This window comes from Dermacoccus sp. Ellin185 (assembly GCF_000152185.1).
In the GTDB taxonomy this organism is placed as follows: domain Bacteria; phylum Actinomycetota; class Actinomycetes; order Actinomycetales; family Dermatophilaceae; genus Dermacoccus; species Dermacoccus nishinomiyaensis.
Genome location: NZ_AEIQ01000115.1, coordinates 33394 through 54634, shown reverse-complemented (window position 1 = coordinate 54634; position 21241 = coordinate 33394). Strand labels below are relative to the sequence as shown.

The 21241-nt window shown below is 68.5% G+C and carries 20 protein-coding genes and 1 pseudogene; 9 read left to right on the top strand and 12 right to left on the bottom strand.

Translation table 11 applies throughout. From position 1 onward, the window contains the following. Nucleotides 1–16: 16 nt before the first annotated feature. The 3 genes from HMPREF0321_RS12725 to HMPREF0321_RS12715 all read right to left on the bottom strand — a co-directional run bounded on the left by HMPREF0321_RS12725 (nucleotide 17) and on the right by HMPREF0321_RS12715 (nucleotide 3308). Complete coding sequence (locus tag HMPREF0321_RS12725) at nucleotides 17–1555, bottom strand: cytochrome ubiquinol oxidase subunit I (protein WP_006947034.1); 1539 nt, start codon at nucleotides 1553–1555, stop codon at nucleotides 17–19. 138 nt (nucleotides 1556–1693) lie between these two features. Next, nucleotides 1694–2383: a hypothetical protein gene (locus HMPREF0321_RS12720; RefSeq protein WP_139023662.1), complete on the bottom strand. Its 690-nt coding sequence runs from the start codon at nucleotides 2381–2383 to the stop codon at nucleotides 1694–1696. Between the two features lie 178 nt (nucleotides 2384–2561). Next, nucleotides 2562–3308, bottom strand: a complete 747-nt coding sequence (locus tag HMPREF0321_RS12715; RefSeq protein WP_006947109.1) for a hypothetical protein — start codon at nucleotides 3306–3308, stop codon at nucleotides 2562–2564. A 200-nt stretch (nucleotides 3309–3508) separates the two neighbouring features. On the opposite strand from HMPREF0321_RS12715, the gene argS reads away from it, so the two are divergent. Further along, nucleotides 3509–5293, top strand: a complete 1785-nt coding sequence (gene argS, locus HMPREF0321_RS12710; RefSeq protein WP_006947076.1) for an arginine--tRNA ligase — start codon at nucleotides 3509–3511, stop codon at nucleotides 5291–5293. A 128-nt stretch (nucleotides 5294–5421) separates the two neighbouring features. Here the strand turns inward: argS and HMPREF0321_RS12705 are convergent, their stop codons facing one another. The 6 genes from HMPREF0321_RS12705 to HMPREF0321_RS12680 form a co-directional block, all read right to left on the bottom strand. Then, complete coding sequence (locus tag HMPREF0321_RS12705) at nucleotides 5422–5937, bottom strand: alpha-ketoglutarate-dependent dioxygenase AlkB (protein ID WP_006946980.1); 516 nt, start codon at nucleotides 5935–5937, stop codon at nucleotides 5422–5424. Nucleotides 5938–6065: 128 nt separating this feature from the next. Continuing rightward, nucleotides 6066–6701, bottom strand: coding sequence for a bifunctional 2-polyprenyl-6-hydroxyphenol methylase/3-demethylubiquinol 3-O-methyltransferase UbiG (locus HMPREF0321_RS12700; protein ID WP_006947104.1), 636 nt, complete (start codon nucleotides 6699–6701; stop codon nucleotides 6066–6068). A 167-nt stretch (nucleotides 6702–6868) separates the two neighbouring features. Beyond that, nucleotides 6869–7888, bottom strand: coding sequence for a UDP-glucose 4-epimerase GalE (gene galE, locus HMPREF0321_RS12695; RefSeq protein ID WP_006947110.1), 1020 nt, complete (start codon nucleotides 7886–7888; stop codon nucleotides 6869–6871). Nucleotides 7889–8013: 125 nt separating this feature from the next. Next, nucleotides 8014–8742: a histidine phosphatase family protein gene (locus tag HMPREF0321_RS12690; RefSeq protein ID WP_006947105.1), complete on the bottom strand. Its 729-nt coding sequence runs from the start codon at nucleotides 8740–8742 to the stop codon at nucleotides 8014–8016. Further along, entirely contained in the window at nucleotides 8739–9911 is a 1173-nt protein-coding gene (locus HMPREF0321_RS12685) for a phosphotransferase family protein (RefSeq protein ID WP_006947134.1), read from the bottom strand. The genes HMPREF0321_RS12690 and HMPREF0321_RS12685 overlap by 4 nt, the downstream gene beginning before the upstream one ends. Continuing rightward, nucleotides 9908–11185, bottom strand: coding sequence for an acyl-CoA dehydrogenase family protein (locus tag HMPREF0321_RS12680; RefSeq protein WP_006947022.1), 1278 nt, complete (start codon nucleotides 11183–11185; stop codon nucleotides 9908–9910). The genes HMPREF0321_RS12685 and HMPREF0321_RS12680 overlap by 4 nt, the downstream gene beginning before the upstream one ends. A gap of 40 nt (nucleotides 11186–11225) precedes the next feature. On the opposite strand from HMPREF0321_RS12680, the gene HMPREF0321_RS12675 reads away from it, so the two are divergent. From HMPREF0321_RS12675 to HMPREF0321_RS12665, 3 genes are all read left to right on the top strand, one after another. Beyond that, nucleotides 11226–11939, top strand: coding sequence for a TetR/AcrR family transcriptional regulator (locus HMPREF0321_RS12675; protein WP_006946931.1), 714 nt, complete (start codon nucleotides 11226–11228; stop codon nucleotides 11937–11939). A 2-nt stretch (nucleotides 11940–11941) separates the two neighbouring features. Continuing rightward, nucleotides 11942–12907, top strand: a complete 966-nt coding sequence (locus HMPREF0321_RS12670; protein ID WP_006947019.1) for an NADPH:quinone oxidoreductase family protein — start codon at nucleotides 11942–11944, stop codon at nucleotides 12905–12907. Nucleotides 12908–13222: 315 nt separating this feature from the next. Continuing rightward, nucleotides 13223–13798 carry a DivIVA domain-containing protein gene (locus HMPREF0321_RS12665; RefSeq protein WP_006947100.1) on the top strand — a complete coding sequence of 192 codons (576 nt, stop codon included), beginning with the start codon at nucleotides 13223–13225 and terminating at the stop codon, nucleotides 13796–13798. A 56-nt stretch (nucleotides 13799–13854) separates the two neighbouring features. Here the strand turns inward: HMPREF0321_RS12665 and HMPREF0321_RS17470 are convergent. Then, nucleotides 13855–13947, bottom strand: a pseudogene (locus HMPREF0321_RS17470) (hypothetical protein); the annotation flags it as partial. Between HMPREF0321_RS17470 and HMPREF0321_RS12660 the strand changes: the two are divergent. Further along, entirely contained in the window at nucleotides 13916–14509 is a 594-nt protein-coding gene (locus HMPREF0321_RS12660; RefSeq protein WP_371168047.1) for an NUDIX domain-containing protein, read from the top strand. The pseudogene HMPREF0321_RS17470 and the gene HMPREF0321_RS12660 sit on opposite strands and share 32 nt — an antisense overlap. A gap of 3 nt (nucleotides 14510–14512) precedes the next feature. Here HMPREF0321_RS12660 and HMPREF0321_RS12655 read toward each other — a convergent pair whose 3' ends face one another. Beyond that, nucleotides 14513–14917: a phage holin family protein gene (locus tag HMPREF0321_RS12655; RefSeq protein WP_006946934.1), complete on the bottom strand. Its 405-nt coding sequence runs from the start codon at nucleotides 14915–14917 to the stop codon at nucleotides 14513–14515. Nucleotides 14918–14985: 68 nt separating this feature from the next. Further along, complete coding sequence (locus tag HMPREF0321_RS12650; RefSeq protein ID WP_006947057.1) at nucleotides 14986–16041, bottom strand: esterase family protein; 1056 nt, start codon at nucleotides 16039–16041, stop codon at nucleotides 14986–14988. Between the two features lie 100 nt (nucleotides 16042–16141). Here HMPREF0321_RS12650 and hisC point away from each other — a divergent pair, with 100 nt between their 5' ends. The 4 genes from hisC (at nucleotide 16142) to HMPREF0321_RS12630 (ending at nucleotide 21234) form a co-directional block, all read left to right on the top strand. Continuing rightward, the gene (gene hisC, locus HMPREF0321_RS12645) at nucleotides 16142–17248 is read left to right on the top strand and encodes a histidinol-phosphate transaminase (protein ID WP_006946968.1); all 1107 of its coding nucleotides are present in this window, start codon (nucleotides 16142–16144) and stop codon (nucleotides 17246–17248) included. A gap of 250 nt (nucleotides 17249–17498) precedes the next feature. Then, complete coding sequence (locus HMPREF0321_RS12640; RefSeq protein WP_081873553.1) at nucleotides 17499–18716, top strand: thiamine pyrophosphate-dependent dehydrogenase E1 component subunit alpha; 1218 nt, start codon at nucleotides 17499–17501, stop codon at nucleotides 18714–18716. Further along, a complete protein-coding gene (locus HMPREF0321_RS12635; protein ID WP_006946950.1) occupies nucleotides 18713–19753 on the top strand; it encodes an alpha-ketoacid dehydrogenase subunit beta in 1041 nt (346 codons plus the stop codon). The genes HMPREF0321_RS12640 and HMPREF0321_RS12635 overlap by 4 nt, the downstream gene beginning before the upstream one ends. A gap of 14 nt (nucleotides 19754–19767) precedes the next feature. Next, the gene (locus tag HMPREF0321_RS12630; RefSeq protein ID WP_006947082.1) at nucleotides 19768–21234 is read left to right on the top strand and encodes a dihydrolipoamide acetyltransferase family protein; all 1467 of its coding nucleotides are present in this window, start codon (nucleotides 19768–19770) and stop codon (nucleotides 21232–21234) included. Nucleotides 21235–21241: the final 7 nt, after the last annotated feature.

The window sequence follows — 21241 nt, the reverse complement described above, 5'->3', positions numbered from 1 at the left end:
CGTTCAACCTCGCCTATCAGTACGCGAACGCGAGTTCGTCATCGTCGGAACCGGCGGAGCCGTGGCCATCGTCGTGACCACCGGGCAGATCCTCACCGTCGGAGGCGACGGGCTCGGCGCCCTTCTTCATGTAGTCCATGAACAGCTTCACCTCGACGACGGCGAGTGCGCCGTACAGCAGTGTGAAGACGATCATCGACGTCAGCACCTCACCCGAGGTGACGCTCGGACTGACGCCCTGCTTCGTCGTCATGAGGCCGTTGACGATCCACGGCTGACGGCCGATCTCGGTGAAGATCCAGCCGATGCTCATCGCCGCGACCGGCGACAGCGCGCCGACGAGGGCGGCCGGTCCCATCCAGCGGTTCGTCGCGTTGCGGCCCTTGCGGGTCAGCCACAGCACCCAGCAGGCGATGAGCATGGAGATCGCGCCCCAACCCATCATCCAGCGGAAGCTCCAGTACGACCACATGATGTTAGGCGCGTACGTGTCCGCCGCCGTCAGCTCGTTGCCGCTGTACTTGGCCCTCTGGGATTCCTCGAGGTTGTTGATGCCCTCGACCTTGCCGTGGAAGTCACCCGTCGCGAGGAACGACAGCAGGTTGGGCACGGTGACCGCGAACTTCTCCTGCTTGCCGTCACGCGTACCGACGGTGAAGATCGAGAACGGCGCGTCCTTCTCCTGCGTCTCGTACAACGCCTCGGCGGCAGCCATCTTCATCGGCTGCACCTCGGTCATGACCTTGCCCTGCAGGTCGCCGGTGATGACGACGAACAGGCTCGAGACGAGCAGGACGATCGCGCCGACGCGCGAGCCCTTGCGGTACATCGTGAGGTCGTCGGAGGTCGACGCCAACTTCGTCGCGCCCGTCGAACCGTCGGAACGGCCTTCGAGAGTTTCACCCTTGATTGCTTCGGCAGCAAGAGTGCGCTTGCGCAGATTCCACAGCATGACGCCCATGACGACGGCGCCACCGACCATGTACGAGCTCGCGATGACGTGCGGGAACGTGACGAGCTGGACCTTGTTCGTCAGGACGGCGACGAAGTCGGTGAGCTCCGCGCGGTGCGTCGTCGGGTTGTACTTGTAACCGACGGGGTTCTGCATGAACGAGTTCGCGGCGAGGATGAAGTACGCCGACAGCACCGTGCCGATGTGGACGATCCAGATCGTCGCGGCGTGCAGCTTCTTGGGCAGTCGGCCCCAGCCGAAGATCCACAGACCGAGGAACGTCGACTCGAGGAAGAACGCGAGCAGCGCCTCGATCGCGAGCGGCGCGCCGAAGATGTCGCCGACGAAACGCGAGTAGTCGCTCCAGTTCATGCCGAACTGGAACTCCTGCACGATGCCGGTGACGAGACCGAGCGCGAAGTTGATCGTGAACAGCTTGCCGAGGAACTTCGCGACCCTCAGATGCTGCGTGTTACCCGTGCGCAACCATGCGGTGTGGTAACCGGCGACGACGGCAGACAAGCCGATCGTGATCGGCACGAACAGGAAGTGGTAGACCGTCGTGATGGCGAACTGCCATCTCGCCAGCTCCAAGGCATCCATGAGTGACCCCTCGACGAGACGAATGTGAAGACTTTCACAACCACGCTACGGGGTGAGTTCCGCAATCCGTGGGGACCATGGTCCTGACGTAGGCGTGTCGTGCCTCACGCGGCGCCCGAACCGGCGGCCGGCCACGCGTCAGGTCGTGGCCTCGCCGGACGGTGACGGGTCCGGCGCCATCTCCCCACCGTCGAGAGCGCCGACGGGGCGCGGCACCGCGATCTTCTCGTTCCAGCGTGAGAACGTCGCCGTGCCCAGGTCGTCCGTGCCCGCGGCCTCGTCGACGACCTTGAGGAGGTCGTGCGTGTCGTCGGTGGTCACCCAGGCGCGAGTGTCTCCGTCAGCGCTGACGATCTTGTACGCCGGCCTGCCGTCGAGCGTCTCGGGCGTCAGGGTGCCGTCGCCGAGGTGACCCCACTTGGCGTCGGTGGTGTCGCCCATGGCCTCGATGTACGACTTGGCGCTGAGGTCGGACAGGTCCTTCTGGGCGAAGGCGCTTTCGGGCACCTTGATCCACCGGTTCGCCGGTGGGCTCGAGCCCTGGAGGGACGGGTCGTCCTTGTCGACGGAATCCCAGTACGTGCGATCGCCCTTGAGGTAGACGTCATGGGAGATGCGACGCATCGTCACGTGGCCCACCTCGTCACCCTCGTAGGACATCTCCGACGGCTCGCCGTCCAGCTCGCCGAGGAAGGTGGCCCTGGGGCCGGAGCCGTCCGCGCTGTCCGTTCCTGTCAACGACAGGGAGGTGTAACCGCACACCGACTGTTGGGTGCGCGACCAGACATCCTTCGCGCTCGGCTGTTCCGCAGGGGCCGAGGCGCTCATCGATGCGGTGCCTGGTGCCGTCGAGCTCCCCGACGGGCCCTTCACCGGACCCGACGCGGGCTGCCCCGCGTCATGCCCCATCGTGCAGCCGCTCAGCACCACCGCCGTCACGGCGATGGTGCTGAGCGTGCGGGACGTGGGCAACGCGGTCGTCCTGTCAGGGAGGTGGAGGAACAGCTCAGCTGCCCATTGCGTCCGTGATGGACGTGGCACCGCTCGGTGCCTTGATGCCGTAATCCTTGTCGTGCGACAGGAACGTCACCGTCTTCATCGACTCATCGGACTTCGCCGACGAGCCCGACGTGGAGGCGACGGAGGCGCTGTCGAAGCCCTCGGTCTTGAGGATGTCGCGGCGATCCTCTTGCGACACCCACGCGGTGACCTTCTTGTCCTCACTCTGGATCTTCCAGGCATCCTTGCCGTCGATCTTGTCCTCCGACACGGTGGCCTTGTCGGAGAGCAGCTTCTTGTTCGGCTCCGAGGAGTCGTTCTTGATGTTGTCGATGAGTTCCTTGAACCCGGTGTTGGACGAACCGTCCGCCGGCATCTCGAGCCACTTGTCGGCGATCTTGTCCGTGTTGGATGCCGCGGGCGAACCCGAACTCGTCTGCGTGAAGAAGGCCTTGTTGGCCTTCATGTAGTTCTTGGAGTCAACCGTGATGAGGTCCATCGTGCCGTCGCCGATCTTGCCGCTCATCTCGAGCTTGCCGCCGTTGACGTCGCCCTTGGCCGTCATCGTGGCCGGCTTGCCGTCCGAGGTGCCTTCGCCCTTGAGCTCGAGGCTCTTGTAGGCGCCGGCGGTGTCCTGGGCCTTGTTCCAGGCGTCCTTGGCCTTCGGAGCCTCCTTGCTCGAGCAGCCGGTGACACCGGCTGCCGTGCCGGCCGCGAGGACGAGGGCGAGGGCGGACGTGCGGAGCTTCGTCATGGTTTCCTCTCAGAGAAGTTGGTTGTGCCCCCAGTGTTGCAGGTGGCCTTCACCGTTCAGACGTGTCGGGCGCCGTCATCGTGCCCTTCGTCGCCGAGGGAGTCGAGCGGTGGGTGCCCCGGCATGATCGTTTGCGTCGTTCGGGCCGCGCGCTGCCGGCGTGCGGAAAGGAATTTGCGCGCGCCACTAATCTTGACGTCATGGACGCCATCTCCGCACTGACCGGTCATCTGAGCAACGCGATCGCCTCGGCCCTCGGTGACGAGTGGCGCGACGCCGACCCCGTCATCCGTCCTGCGAACAAGAAGCAGACGAGCGCCGACGTGCAGGTCAACGCGGCGATGGCACTCGCGAAGAAGGTCGGCAAGAACCCGCGCGAGGTGGCGTCTGCGATCGTCGAGGCGCTGCGCGCGGACGACGAGGTCATGGCACTCGTCGACGACGTCGAGATCGCCGGGCCCGGCTTCCTCAACATCACGCTGTCGACGGATTGGGTCGCGGCGCAGGCGTCGACGATCCTCGCGGACGGCTCGCTCGGCGTCGCGCCGGCAGCGAAGACCGAGATCATCCCGATCGACTACTCCTCGCCGAACGTCGCGAAGGAGATGCACGTCGGGCACCTGCGCACCACCGTCGTCGGGGATTCGCTGGCGCGTGTGCTCGAGCGGCTCGGGCACACCGTCATCCGGCAGAACCACGTCGGCGACTGGGGCACGCCCTTCGGGATGCTCATCGAGCACCTTCTCGAGGTGGGCGAGGATTCGCCGGAGGCGGCGCTGCTCGAGAGCGACCCGAACGCGTTCTACCAGGCGGCGCGCACCAAGTTCGACACGGCCGAGAAGGCCGAGCCCGCCGGTTCGAAGGGTGACTTCAACACGCGGGCCCGCAAGCGCGTGACGTTGCTGCAGGGCGGTGACCCCGAGACGCTCGCGCACTGGAACAAGCTGATGGAGCGCTCGAAGGCGTACTTCAACAAGGTCTACGGGTTGCTCGGCGTGACGTTGACCGACGCCGACCTCGCTGGTGAGTCGACGTACAACGACGAGCTCGCGGGCATCTGCGACGACCTCGAGTCGCGTGGCATCGCCGTCGTCTCCGACGGGGCGCTGTGCATCTTCCAGGACGAGTTCACCGGGCGCGACGATGCGCCGGTGCCGCTCATCATCCGCAAGTCCGACGGCGGGTACGGCTACGCGACGACCGACCTCGCGACGGTGCGTCACCGCTCGTTCGACCTCCAGGGCGATCGGATGGTGTACGTCGTCGGCGCGCCGCAGAACTTGCACTTCCGCATGACGTGGGCCGCCGCCGACAAGGCCGGCTACATCCGCCCCGAGTCGACGCCGATCCACGTGCAGATCGGGTCGGTGCTCGGCAAGGACGGCAAGATGTTCAAGACGCGCTCGGGCGACTCGGTGCTGCTCATGGACCTGCTCGGCGAGGCCGTCGACCGCGCCGCGGGCGTCGTCAGCGAGTCGAAGGCGGAGATGAGCGACGAGGAGCGCGCCGTCGTCGCGCGTCAGGTCGGCATCGGCGCGGTGAAGTACGCCGACCTGTCGGTCTCGCACGACTCGGAGTACATCTTCGACTTCGACCGCATGCTGGCGTTGACGGGCAACACCGGCCCCTACCTCCAGTACGCGGCGACGCGCATTCGCTCGATACTCGCGCGTGCCGCCGAGGCGGGGTACTCGCCGGCGGCGGAGATCACGCTGGGCGAGGACGCCGAACGCGCCCTCGCGTTGAAACTGCTCGACTACGGCGCCGTCGTGGCTGCCGTCGGCGAGTCGTTGGAGCCGCATCGCCTCGCCGGTTACCTGTTCGAACTGGCGACGACGTTCACGGCGTTCTACGAGAAGTGCCCGGTGCTCAAGGCTGATGACGACGACGTCCGTGCGTCGCGTCTGGCGTTGTGCGAACTGACGCTGGGCGTCCTCGTCGACGGATTGTCGCTGCTGGGCATCGAGACGCCCGAGAAGATGTGACGCTCGGGGCCCTCTCGAACCTGCCCCATCGGCGATTTACCTCCACATTCGCTCGATCCTGCAGGAGCGTCAGGGATGTTCCGGGCGGGGCTCGAACCAACGGAACGTCAGGTTGATGCGGGGTTCGGTCACTCGCGTGCGTTCGGAACGGCGTGCTGCCAGGCGCTCTGCGAGTCGTCGCGCATGACGACGAGGCTCCCGTGCGTGAGTGCGAGCGTCTCCTTCACGGTGTGATCGTCCTTGCGGCGCATGACGAAGTCGCGCGTGGCGCCGAGCGAGACACTTGCGATGGTGGGCGCAGGGCCCAACTCGGCTTCGTCATCGCTGTGCCAGGAGATGGAGTCCTGGCCGTCGCGGTAGAGGTTGAGCAGCACCGAGTTGTAGGGCGCTCCGGTGTCGGCGGCCAGACGCTCCCGCAGCGCGGCAAGCTTGGGCGTCCACGCGTTCGGCGGCTGTGTCGAGCCGGAGAAGGTGTACGGCGCGTCGGCGTACCAGGCGATGAGGCGTGGCATCGCGATCGTGCGGCCGTACATGGTGAGCGACGACGTCCGCCAGGGTGTCGCGCCGACGAGGTGCGACATGAGGTGGTCCGCCTCCTCCGTCGACAGATACGTCGCGCGCAGCTCGATCGGTGGCTTGCCCATGCCGCCCCTTCCCTGGCAGGTGCCCGCCCCCATGATGCGGCACGACGCACGAGTGGGGCATCCCCGACGTCGCCCTTCCTCACTCGAGCGATCCCACGCATGGGTGGGGCATCACGAGGCGCGTAACCTCACCTCGGCGCGACAGCGGTGAAGACCGCGACGACGAAGCCGTCGTCATGCGCGGGGGAGCGCATCTCCCACGTCGAGAAGCGCGCGTCGAGGCGCCAGCCGGCGGCGTCGGCGTCGTCGAAGAACTGCTCGAACGTGTAGCCGCGGCCCGCGCCGAAGCCGACGGCGAGGCGCCCGCCGTCACGCACGCACTGACGCATCGCGGCCAGGCCGTCGCGGCGTGCGTCGTCCGGCATGAACGGCATGACGTTGCCCGCGCAGACGATCGCGTCCAACGGCGTGACGTCGAGATCGTCGAGGGACAGCCGTGCGAGGTCGACCACCTCGAAACGCAGCGACGGGTGGTCCTCGCGTGCGGCGGCGATGAGGACGGGGTCGAGGTCGACGCCGACGACGTCATGCCCGAGGGCACTCAACGCGGCGGCCACACGTCCCGGCCCGCAACCCGCGTCGAGAATGCGTGAGCCGGGCGTGACGAGCGCGTTGACGAGCCGCGCCTCGCCACCGAGGTCGTCGCCGCGCGCCGCCATGGCGCGGATGCGGTCGACGTACCACTGCGAACGCGTCGGATCCTCGCTCACCCACTCCGCCCAGCTCGGGTTCTCGCGTCGCGACTCGCGCGTCGGCTCGGTCATGCCAGTCTCCTCGTCGTGGGTCGCACGTCTGCTTCCATCATCGGGGCCGGGGCCGGGGCCGGGGCCGGGGGCATAGGACGGGGCGTGGTTCGGCGCCTCGCCGAAGCCTGAACATGCGGGGCACGGACTCGAGAGACCGTGCCATGCGGTTTCCGAACGGCGTCGGCTCAGCCCCCGAAGCCGTTCGGGTTGGCCGACTGCCAGCGCCACGTGTCGGTGCACATGTCGTCGATGGTCTTCTGGGCCTTCCAACCGAGTTCTTCGCGAGCGCGCGTGGGGTCGGCGAACGTCGTCGGCAGGTCGCCCGCACGTCGCGGCCCGACCTCGTAGGGCAGTTCGCGGCCGCACGCCCGCTCGAACGCGTGCAGCAACTCGAACACGCTCGTGCCCTCACCCGTGCCGAGGTTGAACGCGCGCGCCGAATCGTCCATGGCGTCAAGATGATCCAGCGCCGCGACGTGCCCTGCCGCGAGATCGACGACGTGGATGTAGTCGCGCTCGCCGGTGCCGTCCTTCGTGTCGTAGTCGTCGCCGAAGACCCCGAGCTTCTCGCGGCGCCCGACGGCGACCTGCGCGATGTACGGCATGAGGTTGTTCGGGATGCCGCTCGGATCCTCACCGATCAGCCCCGACGAGTGCGCGCCGATCGGGTTGAAATAACGCAGCAGCGCGGCCTTGAAACCGGGCGACGCAGCGGCGACGTCGGTGACGATCTGCTCGATCATCGCCTTCGTCCAGCCGTACGGGTTCGTGGCGCGCAGCGGCTCGTACGTCTCGCTGTACGGCAGCGGCGCGTCGGGCCCGTACACCGTCGCCGACGACGAGAACACGAACTTCTCGACGCCGTGCGCCGTCATCGCCGACAGCAGCGAGAACGTCGAGTCGAGGTTGTTCGTGTAGTACATGAGCGGCTTCTCCACGCTCTCACCGACGGCCTTGTACCCCGCGAAGTGGATGACGGCGTCCGGCTTCACCGAGGCGACGAGGGCACTCGTCGCGGCAGCGTCCGTCAGGTCGATCTCGTGCAAGTCGATCGAGCGGCCGGCGATCTTCTCCAGGCGCGGCAGCACGGCCGGGCTCGAGTTCGAGAAGTTGTCGGCGATGACGGGTTCGTGCCCCGCCTCGATCAGGGCAAGGACGGTGTGGGATCCGATGTAGCCGGCACCACCGGCAACGAGTACGCGCATGACCTCAGCCTAGGCGCCCCACCCGCCGAGAACGATGAGACGCGGCTGTGCGCCGGCCCAGGGCATCTCGGGCATCAAGGACGCCGCGGCCGCAGCCGACATCCGCAGCGCCCCGCGGCGAGGGCTCACCGATACGTGATGAGCGAACGATCCCCGCCGAGATGAGCGTGGTCGTTGAGGCTCACTGCGGTGAGCGCCGACCCGGCAAGCACCGTCGTCACGCCCGTGTTGACGGTCACCTCGTTGAGGCGCCGCCACACCGTCGCCGCACCGTCAGGCAACGCCGCGGGCAGCGTCGATGCCGGTGACGGCGCCGTCAGCAGCCCCGCGGCGACCCACGCGATCGGCCCGCCGGAGCTGACGACGACGGCGCTGCGCCCCGACTCGAGGCGTGAGGTCACGCGCCCGAGCGCGAGCGCGACGCGGTCGCGGAACTGCGAGAACGTCTCGGGATAGTCGTCGTCGAAGTCGCCACTCGCCCAACGCGATGCGGCCGCGACGAACATCTCCTGAAACGCCTTGCGCGGGTGACGGTGACGCGCGAGGTCGGCGCGCATGACGGCGTGGTTGCGGTACGCGGGCTTGTACGCCTCGATGATCGCGTCGTGGTCGTACTCGTTCCACCCCGCATCCGTGCTGACGTCCGACTCCCACCCGGCGGCTTCCCACAGTCGCGACCCGGTGAGTTGCTGACGCCGCATCGTGCCCGTGACGAGGACGTCGGGCGTCACGCCGCGCGCCGCCAACCCCTCGCCGGCGAGGCGTGCCTGACGTTCGCCGAGCTCCGACAGCTGGTCGTATACCGCGCGCGAGGGCCCGGCCTGCCCGTGCCGCACGAGGTGGATGACGCTCACGACAGCCGTCCCGCGCGTCGCATGAGGCGCCGGCAGCGCCATTCGAGGTAGATCACCAAGCCGCGAAACTGCTTGAACGCGGGGTTGCTCGTCTGACCGTTCGCATACCGGTAGTAGATCTGCTGGGCGATGACGGCGAGTCGGAACAGGCCGAAGATCTCGTAGAACAGCTGATCCTTGGGGCTGATCGCACGCCCTGACGCGTGCGCGTAGTACTGCCACACCTCGTCGCGCGTGAGCATGCCGGGCGCGTGCGTGGGCTGACGGCGTGAGCCGCGCATGATGCGGTCGTCGTCGGCCTGCACCCAGTACGCGAGGGCGCCGCCGAGATCCATGAGCGGGTCGCCGAGCGTCGCCATCTCCCAGTCGAGGACACCGATGACGCGCGTCGGGTCGTCGTGCGCGAGGACGAGGTTGTCGAAGCGGAAATCGTTGTGGATCAGGCAGTTTCCGACGTCGTGTGGCTGGTGCTCGTCGAGCCAGGCCATCACCTTCTCGAACGATCCGGTGCCGTGACGCACACCGTGCGTACGTGCCTTGCGGTAGCGCGCCGACCATCCGTCGACCTGCCGCTTGACGTACCCCTCGCCCTTGCCGAAGCGCTCCAGCTCGGTGCCGGCGACGTCGATCGAGTGCAACGCGACGAGCTGGTCGATCGCGGCGGTGCACAGCGCCCGCACCTCGGCCTCGCCGAGACCCAGCTCAGCGGGAATGTTCTTGCGCAGGATGATGCCGTCGAGGCGCTCCATGACGTAGAAGTCGCTGCCGATGACGCCGGCGTCGTCGCAGAACGCGATCATCGGCGCGACGGCGGGGAACACGGGCGCCAGCGCGCGTTGGATGTCGTGCTCGCGGCGCATGTCGTGCGCGCCCTTCGCCTTCGTGCCCGCCGGCGGACGACGCAGGATGAGGTCACGGGTCGGGTAACGCAGCAGATACGTCAGGTTGCTCGCGCCGCCGGTGAACTGCTTGACCTCCGGCGTCGCGTCGAGTCCGCTCGTGTCGGCGTCGGGGTGCGCGTGCTCACGCAGCCATGCGGCGACGCGTTCGACGTCGAACGCATCCTCGCCGCGCACGTCGGAGGCGTTCGTCGCGACGTCGTCGACGGGCGCCGCCGTGGGGGCGGCGGGGGCCGCGGGAGCGCCAGGAGTGTCGGGGGCCGGGCTCACTTGGCCTCACCCTTCGCGGCGGCCAGGTAGGGCTTGAGCTCGGCGCGCGCGACCATGCCGAGGTGCACCTCGTCGGGGCCGTCGGCGAGACGCAGCGAACGCGCCGTCGCGTACGCGGACGTCAGGGGGAAGTCGTCGCTCATGCCGCCACCGCCGTGCATCTGGATGGCGAAGTCGATGACGTCGCAGGCGATCTGCGGCACGACGGCCTTGATGGCGCTGACGTCGACGCGCGCGCCTTCGGTGCCGTAGGCGTCCAGCTTCGCTGCCGCGTTCTGCACGAGCAGACGCGCCATGTCGATGTCGATGCGGGCCTTCGCGATGCGCTCGCGGTTGCCGCCGAGCTGCACGAGGGGCTTGCCGAACGCGACGCGCTCGGTGCCACGACGGCAGGCGCGTTCGAGCGCCATCTCGGCGAGCCCGATGAGGCGCATGCAGTGATGGATGCGGCCCGGGCCGAGGCGTCCCTGCGCGATGGCGAACGCCTGACCCGGCCCCGACAGCACGTTGGACGCCGGCACGCGGACGTTCTCGAGCGACACCTCGCAGTGCCCGAGCGGCTCGTCGAGCTGACCCATGACGGGCAGCGCACGCTCGATCGTCACACCGGGTGCGTCGGCCGGCACGAGAACCATCGAGTGCTGGGCGTGACGCGGTGCGTCCGGGTCGGTCAGACCCATGAAGACGAACACCTTGCAGTCGGGGTGCGCTGCACCGGAACTCCACCACTTGCGGCCGTTGATGACGATCTCGTCGCCGTCGACCTCGGCACGCGCCGCCATGTTCGTCGCGTCCGAACTCGCGACCGCGGGCTCCGTCATGAGGAACGCCGAACGAATCCTTCCCTCGAGCAGCGGCACGAGCCACTCCTCCTGCTGCTCGCGTGTGCCGTACTTGAGCAGCACCTCCATGTTGCCGGTGTCGGGGGCGTTGCAGTTGAAGATGAGCGGCGCGAGCGCCGTGCGGCCCGTCTTCTCCGCGATGGCGGCGTAATCGACGTTGGAGAAACCCTTGCCGCCACGCGTGCCGAAGCGTGCGGCCCACTCGTCGCCGTGCTCGCCGGCGGGCAGGAACAGGTTCCACAGCCCCGCTTCGCGCGCCTGCGCCTTGAGCTCGTCGATCTTCGGGTGCACGACGAACGAGTTCTCGCCGCGAGCGCGCATCGCGGCGTAGTCGCGCGTGATCTCGGCCTCGGCGGGCTCGATCCTCTCGCGCACGAAGGTGTCGACGTCTGCGGCGATCTCGGCCGCGCGGGGCGAAACGGTGAGGTCCATGTCTTGACCGTAACCCCTTTGTTGAGCAATGCTCAATAGAGTGAGCGAGAAAGATTCCAGACCCCGTCAGCGCCTGACCCAGGACGAGCGCCGCCGTCAGCTGCTCGGCATCGGGCTGAAGATGCTCACCGAGCGACCCATCCAGGACGTCGCGCTCGACGCCGTCGCCGAGGAGGCCGGCATCTCGCGCGGGTTGCTCTTCCATTATTTCCCGTCGAAGACCGCGTATTACGAGGCTGTCGTCGCAGCCGCGGGTCGCCGCATCCTGCGCAACGTCACCCCGCCCGACGACGTGACGGGCCACGCGGCGCTCGCCGCGATGGTCGAGGCGTTCGTCGCTCAGATCGAACGCCGACACGAGCTCTATCGCGCCCTCGTCGAGGGCAGCCTCGCCGACGTCGGGGGAGCCGAGGTCGCTGTCACCCTGCGGGAGCGCCTCACCGACATCGTCCTCGATTCGCTTGCCACAGAACCCGATTCGACGACGCCGCACCCCGCCGTCGTCCACGCCTGGCTCGCGTACGTCGAGGATCTTGCCGTCCAGGGCACACGCCCCGCCGTGCGCGAGCAGTTCGACGCCGGCGCCACCGTCCGTCATGCGCTGGCGGCGCTCGACGCGTTGAGCGGCGTGGCGATCACGCCGTCGCAATTCTCCCCCCAGGACGACGGCGTGCCCCGCCACGACTGCGGGCCTGACGTGCCCCAGCCCGTCACCCCTCACGATCACACCTTCCAGATCCCCACCAAGGAGTAGCCATGCGCGCAGTTCAGGTCGTCACCCTCGACGGGCCCGGCGCCGTCCGCATCAACGACGTCGACGCCCCCACGCCGAAGCCGCACGAGGTGCTCATCGACGTGCGCGCCGCCGGGTTGTGCTACCCCGACGCGTTGCTGACGCGTGGGCTGTACCAGATGAAGCCCGAGCCGCCGTTCACGCTCGGGGCCGAGGTGGCGGGCGTCGTCGCCCAGGCGCCCGAGGGGTCGGGGTTCAGCGTGGGTGACCGTGTCGTCGCCTTCCCCGGCTTCGGGGGGATGGCCGAGCAGGTCTGTGTCGCCGCGCCGTTCGTCTTCCACCTGCCGGACGACGTCAGCTTCGAGACGGGTGCGGCGCTGCCCATGAACTACCTCACCGTGCAGTTCGCCCTCGACCGACGTGGGCGCCTGGCCGAGGGGGAGACGGTGCTCGTGCACGGTGCGGCCGGCGGCATCGGCATCGCCGCGATCCAGCACGCCAAGGCGCGTGGTGCGCGCGTGATCGCCGTCGCCTCGAGCAACGACAAGCGCGCGATTGCCACCCAGGCCGGCGCGGACGACGTCATCGCGCCCGACGGGTTCAAGGACGCCGTCATGGAGCTGACGGACGGCCGCGGCGTCGACATCGTCGTCGACCCGGTCGGCGGCGACCGCTTCACTGACTCGCTGCGCAGCCTCGCCGTCGAGGGCCGCCTGCTCGTCATCGGGTTCACCGGCGGCGCGATTCCCGAGGTGAAGGTCAACCGGCTGCTGCTCAACAACGTCGACGTCGTCGGCGTCGGGTGGGGTGCGTTCTGGATGCCGCGCCCCGAGACGGTGCCCTCGCAGTGGAAGGCGATCGAGGCGCTCGTCGCCTCCGGTCAGCTCTCACCCGTGCTCGGCGAGGTGCGCCCCCTCGAGCGTGCCGGCGAGGCCATAGCCGAGATGGAGGAACGCCGCGCGACGGGCAAGCTCGTCCTCACGCTGTGACGGTTCGGGTGCCGCCCGGTGCCGAGCAGGGCGCACTCGCCTCGTTCTGCTCGGGATCCGCTCTGCGGGCCCGGCGCACGAGCAGGCCGGTGGCGCCGATGAGAACGCCGGAACCGGCCGCGCACAGACCGATGACGCCCAGGCGCGCACGAACCTGCGTGGGTCGTGACGTACTCGCTCGTCGGCAACATGGCCTGCCCCTCAGCAGCCGTGTCGCCTGCGCCGATCGCGCGGAGGGTGCGACTCGCGCTCTTGGCTCAACCGAGCACGGATCGTCGACGGGCGGGGTTTGCGAGGACGTGAAAAGGTGGGGGCATGTCGTGGAGTCCCGAGCAGATCGCCTGCGTCGAAGGAGCGCGTTTCGCGCCGAGCACCATCGGGTACGAACGTGAGGACGTCGAGCGCCTGCGCCGTCGCGCCGTCATCGCGATGAGAGCCGGCAAGCCGCTGCCCGACCTCGATGCGATGGTGCTGCGGCGCACCGCGCGCGGCGGGCTGAACCTCGGGCAGGTCGACGGTCTGCGCACCGTGCTGTCGGTGTGGCGACGCACCACGCCGATCGAGGATCCACAGGACGTGGCACGTCGCGCTCAGGAAGCCGAACTGGCGGCCTTCGCTGGGGCGCGTGACGGCGCGCCGCGGTGGAGTTCACAGCAGATGGATCGCGTGCGCGACAAGCACTTCACGCTGCTGCGGCGCACGGCGACGAGCTACGACGAGAGCGACGTCGACGACTATCTCGACTCCGTCGTCGTCGCGATGCGCCGCGGCGTCGAGCTGCCCGACCCGGCGCAGGCGCGTTTCGCGTCGTCGGGCTTGCGGCGCGGATACGACCCGAAAGAAGTCGACGACTTCCTCGACGAGATCGCCCACCTGCGACCGGAGGGATGACGAGCGATGACCGATCCCGACAAGCCCGCCCACGACAGCCGGGCCCCTGAGAACCAGGCTCCCGAGAACCGCGCCCTCGAGAACTCAGGCGATGAGAAGTCGGCCCCCGCGACGAGCGTGCCGGTCGACGACGCCGCGCAGAGCGGCACACCTGCAGGGGCCGACGAGTTGCGTCGTGCGACGCGCGCCGAGGTCGACGCCGAGGGCCTGCCCGACGAGAACACTGTCTCGAAGGCTGCGGTCTACCTCAACCGGAAGCTGCCGCGCACGCGCACCATCACCCAGGGGCTCGTGCGTGACGCCGAGGGTCGGGTCATGCTGTGTCAGTTGTCGTACAAGAAGTTCTGGGATCTGCCCGGCGGTGTCGTCGACCCGTACGAGTCACCGGCGCACGCCCTCGTGCGGGAGATCGCGGAGGAACTCGGCGCGACGGCGACGATCACAGGTCTGCGTGTCGTGTCGTGGCTGCCGCCGTGGCGCGGCTGGGACGACGCGATGCTCTACCTGTTCGACGTCGAACTCGACCGTCCGGCAGGCGAATTCGCGCTGCAGCGCAAGGAGATCGCCGGCATCCACTTCGTCGGCCTCGACGAACTCGACGACCACGTCGCGGCCTACACCGCCAAGGTGATCCGGCGCGCCGTCACGGCGATCGAGAACGGCGAGAGCGGTGTCTACCTCGAGAACGGTGACGAGCCGGGCTGGGCCTGAGCCTCAGACGCGGTAGTCGCTGCGCTCGTCATCCGGGTCGATGATGAGCCCGAGGATCCATGACACGACCGACACGATGGTGGCTCCGACGACAGCGGTCGGCCAGAAGCGGTCGATGTGGAACGCGACGCCGAGCTGACCCGCGAGCCACGACGTCAGCATGAGCATCGCCGCGTTGATGACGAAGATGAACAACCCGAGCGTCAGGACGAGGAACGGCAGCCCGAGCAGCTTCGCGAGCGGCCGCACGAGCGCGTTGACGACGCCGAAGAGTGCGCCGACGACGAGTGCCGTGACCAGCTTCGTCGAGTTCGTCGTGAACCCGTCCGCGAGCGTCATGCCCTCGAGCAGGGCGGCGGCCACCCAGATGGCGGCCGCGTTGATGGCGACCTTGACGAGTGTGCGCATGAACCCACTCTGCCCCGCAGGGCTGAATGTTTCCTCGATCTGAGCGGCGCGCTCGCTGACGGCCGGCCTCAGGTCTGCGGTTGGGTGAACGCCCACTGGATCATCTCGCCCAGGTGGGGGACGTACGTGTTGTAGTTGTGCCCGCCGTGCGCGATCCACATCGCCGACACGTGCGGATCGGCCTTGGCCAGGTCGGCCATGCGCTTCGAGGTGGTCCAGGTCTCCTTGTCCTCACGGCTCGCGACGAGGAGCATGCGCGTCGTGGGCATCTGGTAGAGGCGGTAGAGGTAGGACGGGGAGTTGAGGTCGCGCTCACTCTTCGAGCGGTAGAGGTCGCCCGTCGTTCCGTCCGTCATCGATTCGAAGTACCCACCCATCGAGACTGCCGAGCCCCATGGTGAACCGGAACGGGTGTAGAGCGCCTTGGCCGCGCAGTACCCGCCGGTGCTCCAGCCCAGCGCCGACCACTGCTTCGACTCCTTGGCGACTCGCAGGTGCGAACGGATGGCGTTGGGCACCGTCCGCGTCAGGAACGTCAGTTCCTGGGGGCCGTGCGTGATGTTGGTGCACTCGGTGTCGCGTCCCTGCACCGTCTGGTAGGGCGCGAACACGGCGACGAACGGGGCGGTCGTCCCCTTCTCGACCAGAGCGCTCGCCGTCTGACCGAAGTTGAGGTTCTCGACGGTGGAGCCGACCGTGTTGGCGTAGCCAGGCAGCACGACGAGGACGGGGTAACGCTTGTTGGCGTTCGCCTTGTCGTGGTAGCCCGGCGGCAACCACGCGACGCTCTGCGCGGTGCCGCCGCCCGGCGTGGTGATGGGGAACGACTCGAAGCGGCCGCTGCCGGCGGAGCTGGCGTCGACACCACCGGCGGCGATGGCGGCCGCGCCGTTGTCCGTCTTGCCGAGCGCGTCGTCCCAGCTCGAGTAGAAACCGTACTGACGGTTGACGTACAGCCCGAGGGAGGCGACGGCGAGCACCTGGGCGACGACGACCGCCACCCAACTGCCGACGGCGCGCTGCCACGTCGCCTTCGTGCGCTGGCGCACCAGGACGAGCGCCAGTGGCACGATGACGGCACCGATCACCACGAGGGTGAGCAGCGTCGGGCTGGTGATGGACAAGGTGGCCTCCCCTGATCTGATTCTCGGCGTCATTAAAGGTGCCCTTGCTGGGGGAACGATGAAGAACATCTGGAAACCTCGCGCGGCCTAGGCTGGGAGCATGAGCGAATCGCTGGAGACCCCCGTCCGTCTGCGCACCACCCTCGACTCCGTGCCGGGTTACAAGCCGGGCAGGCCGGCGGCCACGGCCGCGGAGGATTCGGAGCGCGGCGTCACGAGCGTGTTCAAGATCTCCAGCAACGAGAACCCGTACCCGCCGCTGCCGTCCGTGCTCGACATCGTGCGCGAGGCCGCGTCGACGATGAACCGTTACCCGGACATGGCGTCGTCGGAGTTGACGCACGCCCTGGCGCAGCGGGTGGGTGTGAGCGCCGACGAGGTGAGCTTCGGCACGGGCTCGGTGGGCGTCCTCGCCTCCCTCATCCAGATCACGTGCGAGCCGGGCGACGAGGTCGTCTACGCGTGGCGCTCGTTCGAGGCGTACCCGATCGTCGTCGCGCTCGCGGGGGCGCGCTCGGTGCAGGTGCCGCTCGACGCCGACGCGCGGCACGACCTCGATGCGATGGCGGCTGCCGTCACCGATCGCACGCGGCTGCTCATCGTCTGCACACCCAACAATCCGACGGGCCCGAGCGTGCGTGCTGACGAGTTGCGCGCGTTCCTGCGGTCGCTGCCGGAGGATCTGCTCGTCGTGCTCGACGAGGCCTACCTCGAGTTCGTCGTCGCGGACGATGCGCCGGACGCGCTCGCCATCTACCGCGAGTTTCCCAACGTCGTCGTCCTGCGGACCTTCTCGAAGGCCTACGGCCTCGCGGGGCTGCGCGTCGGTTACGCGTTGGCGCGCCCGCGCATCACGACGGCGCTGCGCAAGGCGGCCACCCCGTTCGGCGTGAGTGACATGGCGCAGAAGGCCGCCATCGCCAGCATCGCAGCGTTCGACGAACTGCAGGAGCGCGTCGTCGCCCTCGTCGCTGAGCGCCGACGCGTCGTCGACGCCCTGGGCGAGGCGGGCGTCGACATCCCCGACACGCAGGCCAACTTCGTGTGGCTGCCGCTCGGCGAGCGGGCACTCGAGTTCGCTGCCTTCGCGGACGAGAACGGTCTCGTCGTGCGCCCGTTCGACGGTGACGGCGTGCGCTGCACGATCGCCGAGGTCGAGGCCAACGACCGTCTCATCGACGTCGTGACGCGCTTCTACGCGGGGTGAGTCGTCTCTTCGGGCTAGATTCGAGTGGTGCCGATCACATCGTGAGACGGGGTTTCGCGCCTCGATACCACTGTGAACTCGGACGAAGAAACCGTCATTCGGATGCGAATTACTCGTCGGTAGCCAGGTAGCGTCTCCTAGGTGGCGTGACCTGCGTCACAAGCCCTGTGGTGGCGTCCCGCACTCCGTGACGTCACCCCCGAACGCCTCGCGCCCCGCACTCAGGGCGACGTCGCGCAAGGAGGAAACGATGACGATTCCCGACGCTTCGCGCACCAATCACGCAGCGCACCTCGATGGGGTGACGCACGTGGCCGGTCATGCCCTCGACGGCAAGCCGGACATCACCGACGGCGGCCCCGACATGGTGCAGCTCATCGCACCCAACGGCACCCGCTCGCCGATGACGAGCGTCAATGAGCCCTACATGGAAGCGCTCAAGGCCATCACGGCCGAAGAGGTGCGCGCGATGTACCGCGACATGGTGCTCGTGCGCCGATTCGACATCGAGGGCTACAGCCTGCAGCGCCAGGGCGAGCTCGGCCTGTGGCCGCAGCTGCTCGGCCAGGAGGCCGCCCAGGTCGCCGCCGGCCACGCGCTGCGCGAGCAGGACTACGGCTTCCCCGGCTACCGCGAGCACGGCGTCGCGTTCTGCCGCGGCATCCAGCCGAGCCAGGTCTTCGCGCTCTACCGCGGCGTCACGCACGGCGGCCACGACCCGCGCAAGCACAACTTCAACACCTCGACGATCGTCATCGGCAACCAGATGCTCAACGCCGTCGGCTATGCCATGGGCCTGCGCCTCGACGGTGTCGTCGGCACGGGGGACGTGAACGTCGACGCGGCCGTCATGGCATTCACCGGCGACGGCGGCACGAGCCAGGGCGACTTCAACGAGGCGATGGTCTACGCGGCCGTCAACCACTCGCCGATGGTCTTCTTCATCCAGAACAACGGCTGGGCGATCAGCGAGCCGAACACGCGTCAGTTCATCATCCCGCCCTACAAGCGCGCTGACGGCTTCGGCTTCCCCGGCGTGCGCACCGACGGCAACGACGTCCTCGCGACGTACGCCGTCACCCGTCGCAGCCTCGACAACGCGCGCAGCGGGCTCGGCCCGACGCTCGTCGAGGCGTTCACCTACCGCATGGGCGCGCACACGACGTCCGACGACCCGTCGCGCTACCGCGACTCGGCACACGTCGAGGCGTGGAAGGCAAAGGATCCGATCGCACGTCTGCGTTCGCTGCTCGAGCGCGAGAACCACGCCGACGCGGCGTTCTTCGACGACGTCGACGCCGAGGCGAAGGAGCTCGCCGCCGAGTGGCGCCGCTCGTGCCTCGAGATGCCCGACCCAGAGATGACGGCGATGTTCGACCACGCCTACACGGTCATGGACGACCAGCTCACCGCTCAGCGCGACGAGTTCGCGGCCTACCTCGCCTCCTTCGAGGACGATGCAGCATGAGCGGCGCTTCCACGAGCACGGCCCCCGGCGCCGAGAAGGCCGCGAAACCCAAGAAGGCCCCGAAGCTCTCCCTTGCCAAGGCGCTCAACGCGGCGATGCACGACGCGATGGCGGCCGACGACAAGGTCGTCGTCATCGGTGAGGACGTCGGCGAGCTCGGTGGCGTCTTCCGCCTGACCGACGGGTTGAAGAAGGAGTTCGGCGAGCGCGTCATCGACCCGCCGCTGGCCGAATCCGGCATCGTCGGTTCGGCCGTCGGCCTCGCGATGCGCGGGTACCGCCCGATCGTCGAGATCCAGTTCGACGGGTTCGTGTACCCGGCGTTCGACCAGATCGTCAGCCAGGTCTCCAAGGTGCACAACCGTACCGAGGGCGCCGTCAAGCTGCCCATGGTCATCCGCATCCCGTTCGGCGGCGGCATCGGCGCCGTCGAGCACCACAGCGAGTCGAACGAGGCGTACTTCGCGCACACCGCTGGCTTGCGCGTCGTCGTGTGCTCGCGCCCCGTCGACGCGTACTGGATGATGCGTCAGGCCATCGACTGCGACGACCCGGTCATCTTCTTCGAGCCCAAGCGCCGCTACCACGAGCCCAGCCCCGACCAGCTCGACCTCGCCGCCGGCCCCGCTCGCGGCCTGTTCGAGGCCGAGGTGCTGCGCGAGGGCACCGACCTGACGCTGCTCGCGTACGGCCCGATGGTGCGCACGTGCCTCGACGTCGCCGCGGCCGCCGAGGCGGAGGGTCGCTCGCTCGAGGTCATCGACCTGCGCACGCTGTCGCCGATCGACGAGGAGACGATCTGCGAGTCCGTGCGCAAGACGGGCCGCGCCGTCATCGTGCACGAGGCCGCACGCTCGTACGGCGTGGGCGCCGAGTTGGCCGCGCTCCTGCAGGAGCGCTGCTTCTATTCGCTCGAAGCGCCCGTGCAACGCGTCACCGGCTATGACATCCCCTACCCGCCGAGCCGCCACGAGCGCGAATACCTGCCCGGGCTCGACCGCATCCTCGACGCCGTCGACGCGTCCTTCAGCTTCTAGGAGTACCGCCGAACATGGCCATTCAAGAGTTCACCCTGCCCGACCCCGGTGAAGGGCTCGTCGAGGCCGAGATCGTGACGTGGCACGTCGCCGCAGGCGACACCGTCGACGTCAACCAGGTCGTCCTCGAGATCGAGACGGCGAAGTCGCTCGTCGAACTGCCCATCCCGTGGGCCGGGACGGTCGCATCGATCCTCGTACCCGAGGGCGAGACGGTCGAGGTCGGCACGCCGATCGTCACGATCGACGTCGGCGGCGATACAGCACCTGCGGACGGTGGCGCTGCCGGTGCCGCCGATGACGTTTCCGGAGCTGCTGACGGTGGCGAGGTCGCGGCCGAGATGCAGACGGCGGCCGACGTCGCGCCCGCCGAGACCGGCGAGTCGGATGACGAGCCGCAGCAGAAGACGCTCGTCGGCTACGGCCCGACGCCGTCGAGCTCGACGCGCCGCGCTCGTCGCGGCCGTGGGGCCGGTGGCGGCGCGTCGGGTGGCGGCACGCTCGCCGCCCCCGCGACGCGCGGGTTCGCGAAGCAGCAGGGCGTCGACATCGATACTGTCGAACCCTCGCGCGACGACGGCGTCGTCACTCGGGACGACGTGAAGAAGGCCGGGGGTTCAAACGCGCCCGCGGCGATGTCGACGCCGAGCGTCGCGTCGAGCGCCCCATCAGCGCCGAGTGCGGACACCGTCGCGAAGGCTGCGGCCAGTGCCCCGTCGGTGCGCCCCGACAAGCCGACGGCTGCCGCTCCGGCCCCGGCCGGTCTGAGCGACGAGCGCATCCCGATCAAGGGCGTACGCAAGGTGACGGCGCAGGCCATGGTGAGCAGCGCGTTCACGGCGCCGCACGTCACGGAGTTCCTCACCGTCGACATGACGCGCACGATGGAGTTCGTCCGCGAACTGCAGGGCATGCGCGAGCTCAAGGACATCAAGGTGACGCCGCTGCTCGTCGTCGCGAAGGCGTGCCTCATCGCGATGCAGCGTGAGCCGATGATGAACGCGTTGTGGGACGACGCGAACGGCGAGATCGTCATGCGTTCCGAGGTGAACCTCGGCATCGCCGCGGCCACCGACCGTGGGCTGCTCGTGCCGAACGTCAAGGACGCCGGCCGCTTCGGCCTCGGCGACCTGGGGCGTGAGATCGCGAAGCTCGTCGAGATCGCACGCCACGGCAAGCCGAGCCCGGCCATCCTCAACGGCGGCACGTTCACGATCTCGAACATCGGTGTCTTCGGCGTCGATTCGGGCACGCCGATCATCAAGCCCGGTGAGAGCGGCATCCTCGCCATCGGCACGGTGCGTCCGATGCCGTGGGTCGTCGAGAACGAGCGCGGCGAGCAGGAGATGGTGATCCGCCAGATCGCCCAGCTGTCCTTGAGCTTCGACCACCGCATCATCGACGGCGACGTCGGATCGCGGTATCTGTCGACCGTCGGCCAGATCCTCGAGAACCCCGCGAAGGCGTTGCTCTGGGGCTGATTTCGCT